The 14,806-nt window shown below is 71.3% G+C and carries 11 protein-coding genes and 1 rRNA gene; 5 read left to right on the top strand and 7 right to left on the bottom strand.

Annotation, left to right across the window (positions count from 1 at the left end; translation table 11 throughout):
• Positions 1-10: 10 nt before the first annotated feature.
• Entirely contained in the window at positions 11-1,369 is a 1,359-nt protein-coding gene (locus tag KBX08_RS33950; RefSeq protein WP_247669849.1) for a hypothetical protein, read from the top strand.
• Positions 1,370-1,605: 236 nt separating this feature from the next.
• Here KBX08_RS33950 and KBX08_RS22070 read toward each other — a convergent pair whose 3' ends face one another.
• Positions 1,606-2,295 carry a 1-acyl-sn-glycerol-3-phosphate acyltransferase gene (locus KBX08_RS22070; protein ID WP_210785322.1) on the bottom strand — a complete coding sequence of 230 codons (690 nt, stop codon included), beginning with the start codon at positions 2,293-2,295 and terminating at the stop codon, positions 1,606-1,608.
• Positions 2,296-2,400: 105 nt separating this feature from the next.
• The gene (gene ileS, locus KBX08_RS22065) at positions 2,401-5,547 is read right to left on the bottom strand and encodes an isoleucine--tRNA ligase (RefSeq protein WP_210785321.1); all 3,147 of its coding nucleotides are present in this window, start codon (positions 5,545-5,547) and stop codon (positions 2,401-2,403) included.
• A 391-nt stretch (positions 5,548-5,938) separates the two neighbouring features.
• On the opposite strand from ileS, the gene KBX08_RS22060 reads away from it, so the two are divergent.
• Together KBX08_RS22060 and sigJ are read left to right on the top strand one after the other, a co-directional pair.
• Positions 5,939-6,370: a carboxymuconolactone decarboxylase family protein gene (locus tag KBX08_RS22060; protein ID WP_247669840.1), complete on the top strand. Its 432-nt coding sequence runs from the start codon at positions 5,939-5,941 to the stop codon at positions 6,368-6,370.
• The gene (sigJ, locus tag KBX08_RS22055) at positions 6,367-7,245 is read left to right on the top strand and encodes an RNA polymerase sigma factor SigJ (RefSeq protein WP_210785319.1); all 879 of its coding nucleotides are present in this window, start codon (positions 6,367-6,369) and stop codon (positions 7,243-7,245) included. The genes KBX08_RS22060 and sigJ overlap by 4 nt, the downstream gene beginning before the upstream one ends.
• Positions 7,246-7,282: 37 nt before the next feature.
• On the opposite strand, the gene ndk is transcribed toward sigJ, so the two are convergent.
• Positions 7,283-7,708 carry a nucleoside-diphosphate kinase gene (ndk, locus tag KBX08_RS22050; protein WP_088949743.1) on the bottom strand — a complete coding sequence of 142 codons (426 nt, stop codon included), beginning with the start codon at positions 7,706-7,708 and terminating at the stop codon, positions 7,283-7,285.
• Positions 7,709-7,849: 141 nt separating this feature from the next.
• On the opposite strand from ndk, the gene KBX08_RS22045 reads away from it, so the two are divergent.
• On the top strand, positions 7,850-9,376 hold the full coding sequence (locus KBX08_RS22045) for a VOC family protein (protein WP_210785318.1): 1,527 nt from the start codon (positions 7,850-7,852) through the stop codon (positions 9,374-9,376).
• Positions 9,377-9,413: 37 nt separating this feature from the next.
• Here the strand turns inward: KBX08_RS22045 and KBX08_RS22040 are convergent, their stop codons facing one another.
• The 3 genes from KBX08_RS22040 to KBX08_RS22030 are packed head-to-tail and all read right to left on the bottom strand — an operon-like array spanning position 9,414 to position 13,794.
• Positions 9,414-9,848, bottom strand: coding sequence for a DUF4233 domain-containing protein (locus KBX08_RS22040; RefSeq protein ID WP_112586022.1), 435 nt, complete (start codon positions 9,846-9,848; stop codon positions 9,414-9,416).
• A complete protein-coding gene (locus KBX08_RS22035; protein ID WP_210785317.1) occupies positions 9,845-11,179 on the bottom strand; it encodes a folylpolyglutamate synthase/dihydrofolate synthase family protein in 1,335 nt (444 codons plus the stop codon). Before KBX08_RS22035 ends, KBX08_RS22040 begins: the two co-directional genes overlap by 4 nt.
• Complete coding sequence (locus KBX08_RS22030; protein ID WP_210785316.1) at positions 11,176-13,794, bottom strand: valine--tRNA ligase; 2,619 nt, start codon at positions 13,792-13,794, stop codon at positions 11,176-11,178. Before KBX08_RS22030 ends, KBX08_RS22035 begins: the two co-directional genes overlap by 4 nt.
• A 69-nt stretch (positions 13,795-13,863) precedes the next feature.
• Here KBX08_RS22030 and KBX08_RS22025 point away from each other — a divergent pair, with 69 nt between their 5' ends.
• Positions 13,864-14,550, top strand: a complete 687-nt coding sequence (locus tag KBX08_RS22025; protein WP_210785315.1) for a hypothetical protein — start codon at positions 13,864-13,866, stop codon at positions 14,548-14,550.
• Positions 14,551-14,706: 156 nt separating this feature from the next.
• On the opposite strand, the gene rrf is transcribed toward KBX08_RS22025, so the two are convergent.
• Positions 14,707-14,806: ribosomal RNA gene (gene rrf, locus KBX08_RS22020) — 5S ribosomal RNA — on the bottom strand; the annotation flags it as partial.

The raw sequence follows: 14,806 nt of genomic DNA, 5'->3' as shown, positions 1-14,806 counted from the left end.
GATTGCCGCGATGCCGGAGCCCCAGCCGGGAGCACGGCCGGCCGAGGGGAGCACCCCGGGCGCGGAGCCGGAGCGGGACCGGGCGGTCGCCGACGAGCCGACCTCCCCACCCGTACCCCCGGACCAGCCGGAACCCTCGGACCAGCCAGAACCCCCGGACCACCCGGAACCCCCGGACCACCCGGACCGGCCGGAACCCTCGGACCAGCCGGAACCCCCGGACCACCCGGACCGGCCGGAACCCTCGGACCAGCCGGAACCCTCGGGTCAGCCGGAGCCTGCCGCGACCGCGGAGGTCCCGGCGCCCAGGTGGAGCGGTTCGGCCCCGGTGCCACCGCCGCTGCCCCGCCGACCCGCCTGGGGCGAGTCGGCCGAGCCGACCCCGCCCCCGCCGGTGGCCGTCGGGCCGCCGGAGCACCAGACCCCGGTCGACCCGTGGGCCGGCGTGGACACCGGCGGCTGGGACCTGCCCTCCGCCGAACTGCCCCCGCTGCCGCCCACGATGTCGTATCCGACGCCGCCCGACACCAGACAGTGGTCCGGGCCGCCCGCTCCTCCGGCCCCATCGCGGGACACCCGGCAGTGGTCCGGGCCGCCCGCTCCCCCGGCCGAGCCGTATCCGGTGCCGCCGCCGGCCGCCCCGAGCGCACCCCGGGCCATCGGACCCCTGGTGCCGGCCCGACCGATGTCGCCACCCGCGCCACCCGCGCCGCCGAAGGTGCCGGAGCAGCGCCGGGGTCGGCGATCCACCGCGCCACCGCCATCGCCGCCGCCCGGTTGGCAGGCCCCCAAGGGGTACGTGCCGGTGCCGGTCCGCCGACGACGCCGCTGGCCGTGGCTGCTGCTGCTCACCCTGGCCTGCTGTTGTGGCTGCCCCGCCTACTACGGGTTCCCGATCTCGGCCCAGTACCCGGCGCGCGCGGCCCTGCCCGTCCAGGTGGACGACCTCAGCCTGCGACAGGACAGCCGCAGCACGGAGACCGCCAAGAAGTTGGAGAACGAGGTACGCAAGGAGCACTGGCTGGCCGAGGACACGTTCGCCGGCGTCTACGCCACGACGAGCGGCAAGCGGGTGACGGTCTTCGGCGGCACCGGCTTCCGGCTGAGCCCGGAGTCGGACGCGGAGGCCGAGATCAGCCGGCTCACCAAGCAGTACGCGTTGGATGCCCCGGAGAGCGTGGACACCGGTGTGCGGGGCAGGCACGAACGGTGCGCGGTGGGTAGCGCCGACGGCAGTGCCGTGGTGGTCTGCACGTCGGTCGACCACGGCAGCATCGCCACCGGCGTGTTCACCCGACTCTCCGTCGCCGACAGCGCCGACCTGCTGGGCACCCTGCGCGCCCAGATCGTCCAGCCCGAGCGGGGCTGAGCCGCACCCCGGCCGGCCGGGGTGCGGTGGTCCGCACCCCGGCCGCCCGGCCCGCGCACGGGCGGCGGCAGTCGTGACGTAGCGTCACGGCGCACCGAGGCCACAAGGCGGAAGGCGGTATACCTCTGAGTCATATTTATGACTCAGAGGTATACCGCCTTCGAGACCGGGTGCCTCGCGGCCGGGAGGCCAAGGGCCAGGAGGCCAAGGGCCGGGGCAGGGTGCGCCCGGCGGGGTCAGGCGTCGCGGGTCGGGTCCGGATGGGCGCGCGGCGGGGCGTAGCGGGGCACGTACTCCTGGCCGGTGAGCTTCTGGATCTCACTCATCAGCTCGTCGGTCATCTGCCGCAGCGAGGTGCGGTCGTCCGGTCGGCCGCTGAAGTCCAGCGGCTTGCCGAATCGAACCATGATCTTGGCAGTGCCCGGCCGGGGCACCCGGGCACCGATCGGCTGCGCCTTGTCCGTGCCGATCATGCCGACCGGGATGATCGGCACGCCGGCCGAGATGGCCAGCCGGGCCGCGCCGGTCCGCCCCCGGTAGAGCTTGCCGTCCGGCGAGCGGGTGCCCTCCGGGTAGACCACCACCAGGTCACCGCCCTTGAGCGCCGGGATCGCCGCGTCGAACGCGGACAGCGCCGCCCGGCCACCGGCCCGCTCGACCGGGATCGCACCCAGGCCGGTGAGGACGAACTTGGAGATCGCACCCTTCACGCCGGCGCCCTTGAAATATTCCGACTTGGCCCAGAACGCCAGGTGCCGGGGCACTACCGTGCCGAGGAACAACTCGTCGGCCACCGAGAGGTGGTTGCCGGCGAAGACAGCGCCACCGATCTCCGGCACGTGTTCCAGCCCCTCCACGGTCGGGCGGAACGCCAACCGCAGCGTGGGCGCCACGGTGAGCTTGCCGATGGTGTAGAGCAGGGGCACTGGTCCTCCGGCAGATCAGGTGCGAACAGGCGGTGTCACGGTAGCGGACGCCTCCACACCTCCCGGACGGAGGTGGTGAGGCGCCCGCACCCTGGCGATGGTCCGTTATACCCGGCGGACGACCACAGTTACCCGCTCACCATCGCCGACCTCGCCGGCGAAGCCCTCCAGGCCCTCGGCGAAGTCCACCGAGTCGGCCAGCACCTCCGCGGCGACGAAGTCGACGTACGCGGACACCGCCGCGCGTACCTCGTCGGACGCCGACACCGACACCACGATCCGGTCCGAGACGTCCAGGTCGGCGTCCCGACGGGCCTGCTGCACCACCCGCACCACGTCGCGGGCCAGCCCTTCGGCTGCCAACTCCGGGGTGACGTCGGTGTCCAGCACCACCACGCCCTCGCCGCCGGGCAACGGCGCGGAGTGCTCGGCGTCGGCGGCGACCAGGCGCAACTCGTACTCACCCTCGGCGAGGGTGACGCCGGCGGCCACCGGGGCGCCGTCGACCAGCTCCCACTCGCCCGCCTTGACCGCCTTGATCACCTGCTGCACCTGCTTGCCGACCCGCGGGCCGAGCGCCCGGGGCACCACCGTCAACACCTGCTCGCAGTACGCGGACAGCTCCGCGCTGAACTCCACTGTCTTCACGTTGACCTCGTCGGCGACCAGGTCGGCGAACGGCCGCAGCTGCTCCGCGGCCGGCGAGGCCACCGTCAGCTTCGACAGCGGCAGTCGCACCCGCAGCCCCTTGGCCTTGCGCAGCGAAAGCGCCGCCGAGGCGACCGCCCGCACGTTGTCCATCGCGGCGACCAGGTCGTGGTCGGCCGGGAACTCGCTCGCCTCCGGCCAGTCGGTCAGGTGCACCGAACGCTCCCCGGTCAGGCCACGCCAGATCTCCTCGGCGGTCAGCGGCGCGAGCGGCGCCACCACCCGGCAGAGGGTCTCCAGCACCGTCGACAGGGTGTCGAAGGCGTTGGCGTCACCGGACCAGAACTGGTCCCGGGACCGGCGCACGTACCAGTTGGTCAGCGCGTCCAGGTAGGACCGGACGGTGGCGCAGGCACCGGAGATGTCGTACGCGTCCATCTGCGCGCCGACAGTGGACACCAGCTCGTTCGTCTTCGCCAGCACGTACCGGTCGAGCAGGTGGGTGGAGTCGGTGCGCCGCCGTGCCTGGTACCCGTCGGCGTTGGCGTAGAGCGTGAAGAAATACCACACGTTCCACAGCGGCAGCAGCACCTGCCGGACGGCGTCGCGGATGCCCGCCTCGGTGACCGCCATGTCCCCACCGCGCAGCACCGGCGAGGACATCAGCATCCAGCGCATCGCGTCCGAGCCGTACGCGTCGAAGACGTGGTAGACGTCCGGGTAGTTGCGCAGGCTCTTGGACATCTTGCGCCCGTCCGAGCCGAGCAGGATGCCGTGGCTCAGGCAGTTGCGGAACGCCGGCCGGTCGAACAGCGCGGTGGCCAGCACGTGCATGGTGTAGAACCAGCCGCGGGTCTGCCCGATGTACTCGACGATGAAGTCACCCGGGTAGTGGTGCTCGAACCAGTCGGCGTTCTCGAACGGGTAGTGCACCTGGGCGAACGGCATCGACCCGGACTCGAACCAGCAGTCCAGCACCTCCGGCACCCGGCGCATCATCGACTGACCGGTCGGGTCGTCCGGGTTGGGGCGGACCAGGTCGTCCACCGCCGGCCGGTGCAGGTCGGTCAGGCGTACGCCGAAGTCCCGCTCGATGTCGGCCAGCGAACCGTAGACGTCCAGGCGCGGGTAGCTCGGGTCGTCGGACTTCCACGCCGGGATCGGCGAGCCCCAGAACCGGTTCCGGCTGATCGACCAGTCCCGGGCGTTGGCCAGCCACTTGCCGAACGAGCCGTCCTTGATGTGGCCGGGCGTCCAGTTGATCTCCTGGTTCAGCTCGACCATCCGGTCCCGGAACTGTGTCACCGCGACGAACCACGACGACACCGCCTTGTAGACCAGCGGGGTGTCGCAACGCCAGCAGTGCGGGTACGAGTGGGTGTAGGTGTCCTGCTTGAGCACCACCCCCCGGTCCTTCAGCTCCCGGATCACCGGCTTGTTGACGTCGAAGACCTGCTCACCCTGGTACGGCGGGACCAGCGCGGTGAACCGGGTGTGGTCGTCCACGGTGACGATGGTGGGGATGCCGGCGGCGTTGCAGACGTTCTGGTCGTCCTCACCGAAGGCCGGGGCCAGGTGCACGATCCCGGTGCCGTCCTCGGTGGTGACGAACTCCGCGCCGAGCACCTGGTAGGCGTTCTCCCCGGCCTGCTCGACGAGGAAGTCGAACAGCGGCGTGTAGCGGCGCCCGACCAGGTCCCGGCCGTACACCGTGCCGACCTGCTCGTAGGACTCCAGCTCCTTGGCGTACGCGGCCAGCCGCGCCGCCCCCACCAGGTAGCGGTCGCCGTCGCGTTCGAGCACCGCGTACTCGATGTCGGGTCCGACGGCGAGCGCCAGGTTCGACGGCAGGGTCCACGGCGTGGTGGTCCAGACGCCCAGCTTGACCGGCCCGCGCACCAGCTCCGGCGCGGACTCGTCGGCGGTCAGCTCGAACCACACCGACAGGGTGGGGTCGTGCCGGTCCCGGTAGACGTCGTCCATCCGGGTCTCGGTGTTCGACAGCGGCGTCTCACAGCGCCAGCAGTACGCCAGCACCCGGAAGCCCTCGTAGATCAGACCCTTGTCGTGCAGGGTCTTGAAGGCCCACATGACGCTTTCCATGTAGTCCAGGTCGAGGGTCTTGTAGTCGTTGGTGAAGTCGACCCAGCGGGCCTGCCGGTTGATGTACCGCTCCCAGTCCTGGGTGAACTCCAGCACCGAGGTACGGCAGGCCTCGTTGAACCGGTCCACGCCCAGGTCGATGATCTCCGCCTTGCTGGTGATGCCGAGTTGCTTCTCGGCCACCACCTCGGCGGGCAGACCGTGGCAGTCCCAGCCGAAGCGCCGCTCGACGTGCCGGCCGCGCATGGTCTGGTAGCGCGGCACCACGTCCTTGACGTAGCCGGTGAAGAGGTGACCGTAGTGCGGCAGGCCGTTGGCGAACGGCGGACCGTCGTAGAAGACGTACTCGTTCTTGCCGTCCGTGCCGGCGGGGCGGGCCTCGATGCTGGCCTCGAAGGTCTTGTCGGCCGTCCAGTGCTCCAGCACCCGGCGCTCGACCGCGGGCAGGTCCGGGCTCGCCGGCACACCGGCGGCGGTCGGGTCGTGCAACGGATAGGCCATCGGGGGTCGCTCTCCTCGTGCAGTCACTCAACGTGGGACTGCGAGGACGAACCTTCCGGGGTACGCCTGGAACGGCGCTCCCGTGGCCCGCGGTACCACCCCGCTTGGCGGTCAGGATCGACCGCCCGCTCATTGCCGGCTGTGACGGGCCGCACCCGTCCGGTTCTACTGGGCCGGTTGCCCGGCTGTTCTTCCGGAGGCTCACCGGTGATGGCCGGGTCATCGCCTTACGAGGTCCAACGATACTCGACGCGCCCACCGCCACGCCGTCGAGCCGCCCACCCCGACCACCTCGCCGGCATGAGCGGGGTCACAGCCCCGGTTGTCACGACCCACCCCTGCCCAACCGTCGTATCGGCGTCGAACCGATCAGGAGGTAGTCGTGCAACGGATGAACCCGACCGAGGTCGTACCGCAGGCGTACAAGGCCGTCATGGGGTTGGAGAAGTACGTCCAGACGAACGTCGATCGCACAGTGCTGGAGCTGGTGAAGCTGCGGGCGTCGATGATCAACGGGTGCGCGTACTGCGTGGACATGCACAGCCGGGACGCGCTCGCCGACGGCGAGTCGAGCCGGCGGCTGTTCGCGGTCGCCACCTGGCGGGAGGCGCCCTTCTTCGACGAGCGGGAGCGGGCCGCGCTGGCCCTCACCGACGCGGTCACCCGGCTCGGCGAGCACGGGGTGCCGGACGAGGTGTGGGATGACGCCGCGAAGGTCTGGTCGGAGAAGGAACTGGCCGACCTCGTCATCGCGATTGCCACAATCAACGTGTGGAATCGGATCGGGGTGACGATGCGGCTGGAGCCTCCGGCCCAGGCGTGACCACCGAGGCGGCAGCGGACGCGGCCGGTGCGCTCGAGGCGCACCGGCCGATGCTGCTTGGGCTCGCGTACCGCCTGCTCGGCAGCCGGCACGACGCGGAGGACGTGCTCCAGGAGGCGTACCTGCGCTGGCTGGGTGTGGACCGGGCCCGCGTCGAGGAGCCGCGCCGGTACTTGTCCCGGGTGGTCACCCGGCTGGCCCTGGACCGGCTGCGCGCCCGGCAGGCGGCCCGCGAGACGTACGTCGGGACGTGGCTGCCCGAGCCGGTGCCGACCGCGCCCTCGCCGTTCGGGCCGTTGGACCGGGTGGAGCTACGCGACTCGCTCTCCACCGCGTTGCTGCACGTCCTGGAGCGGCTCACCCCGCCGGAGCGGGCGGTGTACGTCCTGCACACGGCCTTCGATCTGCCGTACGCGGAGATCGCCGAGATCCTGGACCGGTCCGTCGCCGACTGTCGGCAGCTGTACCACCGGGCGACCGCGCGGGTACGGCAGGAGCAGCGTCGGTTCACGGCGAGCCGCCCAGAGCGGGAGCGGCTGCTGGACGCGTTTCTCGCCGCCGCCCGCGACGGTGACCTGGCGAGGCTCACCGACCTGGTGGCCGCCGACGCCACCGCGTGGAACGACGGCGGCGGCCGGGCGCGGGCCGCCCTCAACCCGGTCACCGGCGCCGACCGGATCGCCCGGTTCTACGCCGGGGTGTACGGCCCGCGTCACCGAGTGGCGATGGATCCGGTCGAGCTCAACGGGGAACCGGCGATGTTGATCACCCGCGCGGACGGCAGTCGGTACACGCTGACCATCGCGGCGGCCGACGGACGGATCACCGGGATCTACGTGGTCGGCAACCCGGCGAAGGTGCCGGCGGTCGGCTGAACCCGGGCGTCGTCGGTCGGCACCGGGCCGGTGGGCGTCAGCCCAGCTCGGGGAACCAGAGCGCGATCTCGCGCTTGGCGCTGTCCGTCGAGTCGGAGGCGTGCACCAGGTTCTCCCGGTTGGACAGCGAGAGGTCACCCCGGATGGTGCCGGCGGCGGCCTTGCGTCCGTCAGTGGCGCCGACCAGCCCGCGGACCACGTCGATGACCTGGTCGCCGGAGAGCACCAGGGCGACCAGCGGGCCGCCGGTCATGAAGTCCTTCAGCGGCGGGTAGAACGCCTTGTCGACGTGCTCGGCGTAGTGCTCGTCGGCGAGCGCGGCATCCATCGTCCGGTGCGCCATCGCGTCGATCCGCAGCCCCTTGCGCTCGAAGCGGGAGAGGACCTCGCCGACCAGGCCGCGGCGGACCGCGTCGGGCTTGATCAGAACGAGGCTGCGCTCATCCGGGCTGTTGCTGGACACGCTGGGTTCCTCCTGTACGCGCTGAACGCTGCGGATCGGTACGGTCAGCCTAGCGACCCGGTCCCGGCGCCGGCGCGGCGGCCGGTCTTTCCCCCGGTGGCCGATCCGGCCTAGCCTGGTCCTGACCCCGGGAGGTCCACTGTGGCGAATGGCGGGAACCGACCCATCGCGCCGGTACGCAAGCTGATCGGCGCGGTGCTGGGCACCGTGGCCACGTTCGTCGTCCTGTTCGGGCTCGGCATGACGAGTTGGGCCATCGTGGCCCTCGGGGTCGCCCTGCTGGTGCTGGCGATCGCGCTGGCGACCGTACGCGGCGGCGGTCGCACGTGGGTCGTCGGCGTCGGGCACGTGCACAGCGCCTCCGAACCACCCACCCAGTACGCGTTCGGCCGCTGCGAACTGCAACTGGTGATTGACGCCCCTGGTCTGCCGCCGCGGTCCAAGAAGATCATCGAGCCGAGAGTGCCGGTCTCCAAGTGGCCGTCGCTGGGCCAGACCCTGCCGATCCGGGTCGCGTTGGACGACCAGCGGCACGTCAAGGTCCTCTGGGACGAGGTGTCTACCCATGCCGAGACCGCCGCTGCCGTCGCCGATCTCCCACCGGAGTTCGCCGACGCGGAGGCGATGGACGAGCTGTTGATCCAGCAGGACGCGCCGCCGTGGGCCGACCGCGCACCCGACGAGGACTTCCGCGACGACTTCCGTGACCCGGTCGGTGACCCGGTCGGTGACCCGTTCCGGGATCCGGTCGGTGACCCGTTCCGCGACCCGCTCGGTGACCCGCTGCGCACCGACCCTTCGCGCGCCGACCTCCGGCGCGACGATCTCAGGCGCGACGACCCGGGCGTCGTGCCCGAGGAGCGCGAACCCGTGGTGATGCACCAGAGCCCCGGTGGTCCGGTGGTGTTGGAGGGCGTCGTCGTCGAGCCGCAGGCCGGTGGGCTGCCTCGACGGGCAACCACCCCGGCACCGCGCCCGCCCGCCGAGGAGCGCTTCGACGAGCCCGCCGCCGACCGGTTCGACGCTTCGGAGCAGAGCGGCACGACCGCCCCACCCGCCGAGGACCCCGTCGAGCAGCCCAGCGCACAGCGCTTCGACCCGCCGCCCGCGCAGCGCTTCGACCCACCGCCCGTGCAGCGGTCCGGCCCGGGAGCGGCCGACCCGCTGGACCCACTCGACCTTCCGCTGGACGATCCCTCCCCGACCGGGGCCGCACGCACGACCGCGATCGACGAGGAACTGGACCAGGCGGTCTTCGGGTTCGACGCCGACTCGGCCGCGGACCCGGCCGCGCCGATCAGCGGGGTGGGCCTCACCCTGCTGGTCACCGACCTGCCCCGGTCGCTCAATTTCTACCGCGACGTGCTCGGCTTCAGCGAGGTCGACCAGGGTGCCCACAACGCCGTCCTGGCCTCCGGGTCGACCCGGATCGTCCTGCGCGAGGTGACCGGGGCGGCACCCATCAGCCGCCGACTCGTGCACGTCAACCTTGAGGTGAGCGACATCGAGGCGGCGTACGAGCGGTTGCGCGAGTCGGGCGTCCGCTTCACGTACGCGCCCCGGGTGGTCAACCGGGGCACCAAGCTGGAGGGGTGGGCGGCGGCCTTCCGCGACCCGGATGGCCACGGCGTCGCCCTCACCCAGTGGCGCGAACGCGCCGACGCCTGACCCGGCCCGCCTTCGGACGGCGCGACCGGGTCCGGCGTCAGCCGAGAATGACGCGGCGAACGTGCAACGCGTACGCCCAGACCAGGGCGAAGATGATGCCCAGCCCGAGCAGCGACCAGTGCAGCAGACCGCCCAGCAACAGCAGGCCCTGGAGCACGGTGCCGGCGTTCCAGGCCCACTGGCGACGCATCATGCCGGCGAGCACCACGGCGGCCACCGCCAGTGCCACCACCGCACCGATCGCGGCGCCGCCGAGGTCACCGCCGACCACCCGGATCGGCTGGATCGCCAGCAACAGCACCAGCGCCTCCAGGCTGAGCGTGCCAGCACCGAGACCGCGTACCGCCCGCTCCGGGTTGCGCAACCCGGAGCGTCGCGGCTGCCCGGCCGTGGGCTCCTCCCCCACCGGCTGCTCGACCGGCGGGCCGGTCGGGTCCTCGGTGGGGTGCGGGTCCCGCTCCGGGCTGGTCATCGCTTCAACAGCCGGCGCGCGTCGGCGACAGTCACCACGGACCCCGTGACCAGCACCCCGACCCCGCTCAACTCACCGGGGACGTCCTCCTCGGCCATCGCCACCGCCAGCTCGATCGCGTCCGGCATCTCCTCGGCCGAGGCCACCCGCTCGTCGCCGAAGATCTCGCCGGCCAGCGCGGCGAGTTCCTCCGTCGGCATCGCCCGTGGCGAGCTGTTGCGGGTGACCACCACCTGGTCGACCACCGGTTCCAGCAGCTCCAGCAGCGCTTCCGCGTCCTTGTCGGCCAGTACGCCGATCACGGCCACCAGCTTGCTGAACGCGAACTCCTCCTGGAGCGCGGTGACTGTGGCCTTCATGCCGTGCGGGTTGTGCGCACCGTCCAGCAGGATGGTCGGGGCGTTGCGGACCCGCTCCAGCCGACCCGGGGAGCTGGTCGAGGCGAAGCCCTCCCGGACTGCCTCGATGTCCAGCTGACGTCGAGCCCCCGCGCCCAGGAACGCCTCCACGGCGGCGAGCGCCATTGCCGCGTTCTGCGCCTGGTGGGCACCGTGCAGCGGAATGAACACGTCGTCGTACACGCCACCCAGCCCCTGCAGGGTGAGCACCTGACCGCCGACCGCGACCGCCCGACCCAGCACGCCGAACTCGCCGCCCTCCCGGGCGATGGTGGCCCCGACCTCGGCGCAGCGTTCGAGGAGGGGGCCAGCGGCCTCCTCCTCCTGGGCCGCCGAGATCACTGTGGCTCCCGGGTGGATGATGCCGGCCTTGGCCAGCGCGATGTCCTGAAGCGTGTCACCGAGCCACTCGGTGTGGTCCAGCCCGATCGGGGTGATCACACAGACCCCGGCCTGGAGGACGTTCGTGGCGTCCTCGGCACCGCCGAGGCCCACCTCGACCACAGCGATGTCGACCGGCGCGTCGGCGAAGGTGGCGAACGCCAGCGCGGTGGTCATGTCGAAGTACGTCAGGGGCTCGTCCGACCGCGCGTCGACCAGCTCGGCCAGCGGTTTGATCTCCCGGTACACCGACGCGAACCGTTCCTCGCTGACCGGCTCCCCGTCCAGACTGATCCGCTCCCGGACGGTCTCCAGGTGCGGGCTGGTGTACCGCCCGGTGTGCAGCCCGTGCGCCCGCAACAGCGAATCGATCATCCGGGCGGTGGAGGTCTTGCCGTTGGTGCCGGTCAGGTGGATCGCCGGGTACGCCCGCTGCGGGCTGCCGAGCAGGTCGAGCAGCGACTCGATCCGGTCCAGCTCGAAGACCATGCGGGTGAAGCCACGGGCGTTCAGCTCGGCCTCGACGGCGGCGAATTCGGTACGGTCGGTCACGAGGGCAGTGTCTCCAGAGCAGCGTTGATCCGGACCAGGTCGGCCTCGGCGGTGGCGAGCCGGTCGCGGATCTTCGCGACCACCGGCTCGGGGGCCTTGCCGATGAAGGCAGGGTTGTCGAGCTTCGCCCGGGCCTGCGCGACCTCCTTCTCGGCTGCCGCGCGGTCCTTCGTCAGCCGGGCCCGCTCGGCACCCACGTCGATCGACCCCCGGGTGTCCAACGCGACACCGACCGCGCCGGGCATGGCCAACGTGGCGCTGGCCTGGAAGTCGTCACCGGCCGGATCCAACCGGACCAGCGAACGGATCAGCGGCTCGTGGGCAGCGATACCCGCGCCGGACAGCCCGTCCAGGCGGGCAGCCACCCGCTGCGTGGGGCGCAGCCCCTGGTCGGAACGGAACCGACGGATCTCGGTGACCACCCGCTGCACGCCGACCAGCTCGGCCTCGGCGGCGTCGTCGACCAGCGACCGGTCGGCCACCGGCCAGGCGGCGGCCTGCACCGTCTCGCCGCCGGTCAGCGCGAGCCACAGCTCCTCGGTGACGAACGGGATGACCGGGTGCAACAGCCTCAGTAGCTGGTCGAGCACGTGCCCGAGCACCCGACGGCTGGCCTCCGCGCGCTCACCGCCCTCGGCGAGCACCGGCTTGCTCAGCTCGACGTACCAGTCACAGACGTCGTCCCAGGCGAAGTGGTACAGCAGGTCGCACACCTTGGCGAACTCGTACGCCTCGAACTGCTCGTCGACCTCGGCGGTGACGTGCGCCAACCGGGACAGGATCCACCGGTCGACGGTGGAGAGCTGCTCGGTGGGGGGCAGGTCGCCACTGGTGTGCGCGCCGTTCATCAGGGCGAACCGGGTGGCGTTCCAGAGCTTGTTGCAGAAGTTGCGGGAGCCCTGGCACCACTCCTCGCTGACCGGGACGTCCTGGCCGGGGTTCGCGCCCCGCGCCAGGGTGAACCGGGTGGCGTCGGCGCCGTACCGGTCGATCCAGTCCAGCGGGTCGACCACGTTGCCGAACGACTTCGACATCTTCTTGCCGAACTGGTCGCGGACCATGCCGTGCAGCGCGACCACGTCGAAGGGCGGCCGGCCGTCCATCGCGTAGAGGCCGAACATCATCATCCGGGCGACCCAGAAGAACAGGATGTCGTACCCGGTGACCAGCACGCTGGTCGGGTAGAACTTCGCCAGGTCCGGGGTCTGCTCGGGCCAGCCCAGTGTGGAGAACGGCCACAGGCCGCTGGAGAACCAGGTGTCCAGGACGTCCTCGTCCTGGTGCCAGCCCTCGCCGGTCGGCGGCGCCTCGTCGGGGCCGACGCAGACGATCTCCCCCGCCGGGCCGTACCAGACCGGGATGCGGTGCCCCCACCACAGTTGCCGGGAGATGCACCAGTCGTGCATGTTGTCGACCCAGGCGAAGTAACGCTTGGCCAGCTCGGCCGGCTCGATGCGCACCCGGCCGTCGCGCACCGCGTCACCCGCGGCCTGGGCCAGCGGGGCGGTGTTGACGAACCACTGCAGCGACAGCCGCGGCTCGACGGTCGTCTTGCACCGCGAGCAGTGCCCGACCGCGTGCACGTACGGGCGCTTCTCGGCGACGATCAGGCCCTGCTCCCGCAACGCCGCCACGATCGCGGGTCGCGCCTCGAACCGGTCCAACCCCTCGAACGGGCCGGGCACGGTGATCACACCGCGCTCGTCCATCACGGTCAGCGCGGGCAGGTCGTGCCGCTGGCCGATCTCGAAGTCGTTCGGGTCGTGGGCCGGCGTCACCTTGACCATGCCGGTGCCGAAGGACGGGTCGACGTGCGCGTCGGCGACGATCGGGATCCGGCGGCCGGTCAATGGCAGCTCGACCTCGGTGCCGATCAGGTGCTGGTAGCGCTCGTCGTCGGGGTGCACGGCCACGGCGGTGTCGCCGAGCATCGTCTCGGCCCGGGTGGTGGCCACCACGACCTCGTCGCTGTAGCGGATCGAGATCAGCTCGCCGTCGTCGTCGGTGTGCTCGACCTCGATGTCGGAGAGCGCCGTGAGGCAGCGCGGACACCAGTTGATGATCCGGTTGGCCCGGTAGATCAGGCCGTCGTCGAAGAGCTTCTTGAAGATCGTCTGGACGGCGCGGGTCAGCCCCGCGTCCATGGTGAAGCGCTCGCGGTCCCAGTCGACGGAGTCGCCGAGGCGGCGCATTTGGCCGAGGATGGCGCCACCGGACTCGGCCTTCCACTGCCAGACCCGCTCGACGAACTTCTCCCGGCCGAGATCGTGCCGGGACAGACCCTCTGCGGCGAGCTGACGCTCGACCAGGTTCTGGGTGGCGATGCCGGCGTGGTCCATGCCCGGCAGCCACAGCGCCTCGAAGCCCTGCATCCGCTTACGCCGGGTCAACGCGTCCATCAGCGTGTGCTCGAACGCGTGGCCCATGTGCAGTGAGCCGGTGACGTTCGGCGGCGGGATGACGATGGTGAAGGGGGGCTTGTCGCTGTCGGCGGAGGCCCGGAAGTGCCCGCCGGCTACCCACTGCTCGTACCGTCGCTGCTCTACCTCACCGGGCTGGTACTGGCCGGCAAGGGTCGGGGCGTCGGGGCGTCGGGCATCCAGTCTCTCGGTCACCGGACAAGTCTACGGAGGGCTTCCGCAGACCTGACGTGCGCCACCTGCCGTTCGCGTACGGTGTCGGCTATGTCCGACGCACATCTCACCGAGCGGTCGCGCGACGGCGGCCGCGAGCCGGTCGAGCTGACCGAAGAGCCGATCCAGCTGAGCACCCGGGACTCCGGAGGCGACCCCGACGAGCGGCCCAGCGGCTGGTCACGCCGCCGCAAGATCGGTTGGACCGTCGCACTGGTGGTCGGTCTCGCCGGTGCCGGCGTGCTCGGTGTCGGTGGGTGGCGGGTGGCGCAGCAGAAGGACACCCAACTGGCCTCACCCGATCGGGTGGCGGGTCTGACCCGCGACGACAGCGAGCGGGCGAAGAGCACTGCCGACTATCTGCGTAGCGGTCTGGCGGCGAACATCGAACTGGACCGCAGTTTCGGCACTGTCTACCGCGATCCGGCCGACGACAAGCGCTCCGTGCTCATCTTCGGGGGCACCACTCTGCTCTGGCAGCCGGAACGGGACCTGGACAGCCTCTTCCGCCTGATGTCGGACGAGACCGGTGCGGTGAACGGTCTGCGGGAGCTGCCCGCGGGCGATCTCGGCGGGGTGCTGAAGTGTGGCAGCACCAGCGGCGAGGGCGGGGACTTCGCGGTGTGCGGCTGGGCCGACCACGGCAGCGTGGTCATGGCGATGTTCCCGGGCCGGGCGGTCAGCGACGCCGGCGGCCTGCTGCGCAACCTGCGCGACGGCATGCAGACCCGAAACTGACCCGCCCAGACCGCAGACCGGGTTCGGCGCCCTGAACCCCGTTCCCGGCGTCTCAAAGTCATCGGATGCCCCCTATCAGGGAAAGACCACCCAAAAAAAGGGGGGCAGACGCAGATTAGGCCACCCCCGGGTGGGGGTGGCCTAATCTGGAAGATTGTCCGGCGGCGTCCTACTCTCCCACACCCTCACGAGTGCAGTACCATCGGCGCTGGAGGGCTTAGCTTCCGGGTTCGGAATGTAACCGGGCGTTTCCCCT

Origin of the sequence: Micromonospora sp. H61 (genome assembly GCF_018070325.1) — a bacterium.
Classification (GTDB): domain Bacteria; phylum Actinomycetota; class Actinomycetes; order Mycobacteriales; family Micromonosporaceae; genus Micromonospora; species Micromonospora salmantinae.
This window is presented reverse-complemented; position numbering and strand designations above follow the sequence as displayed.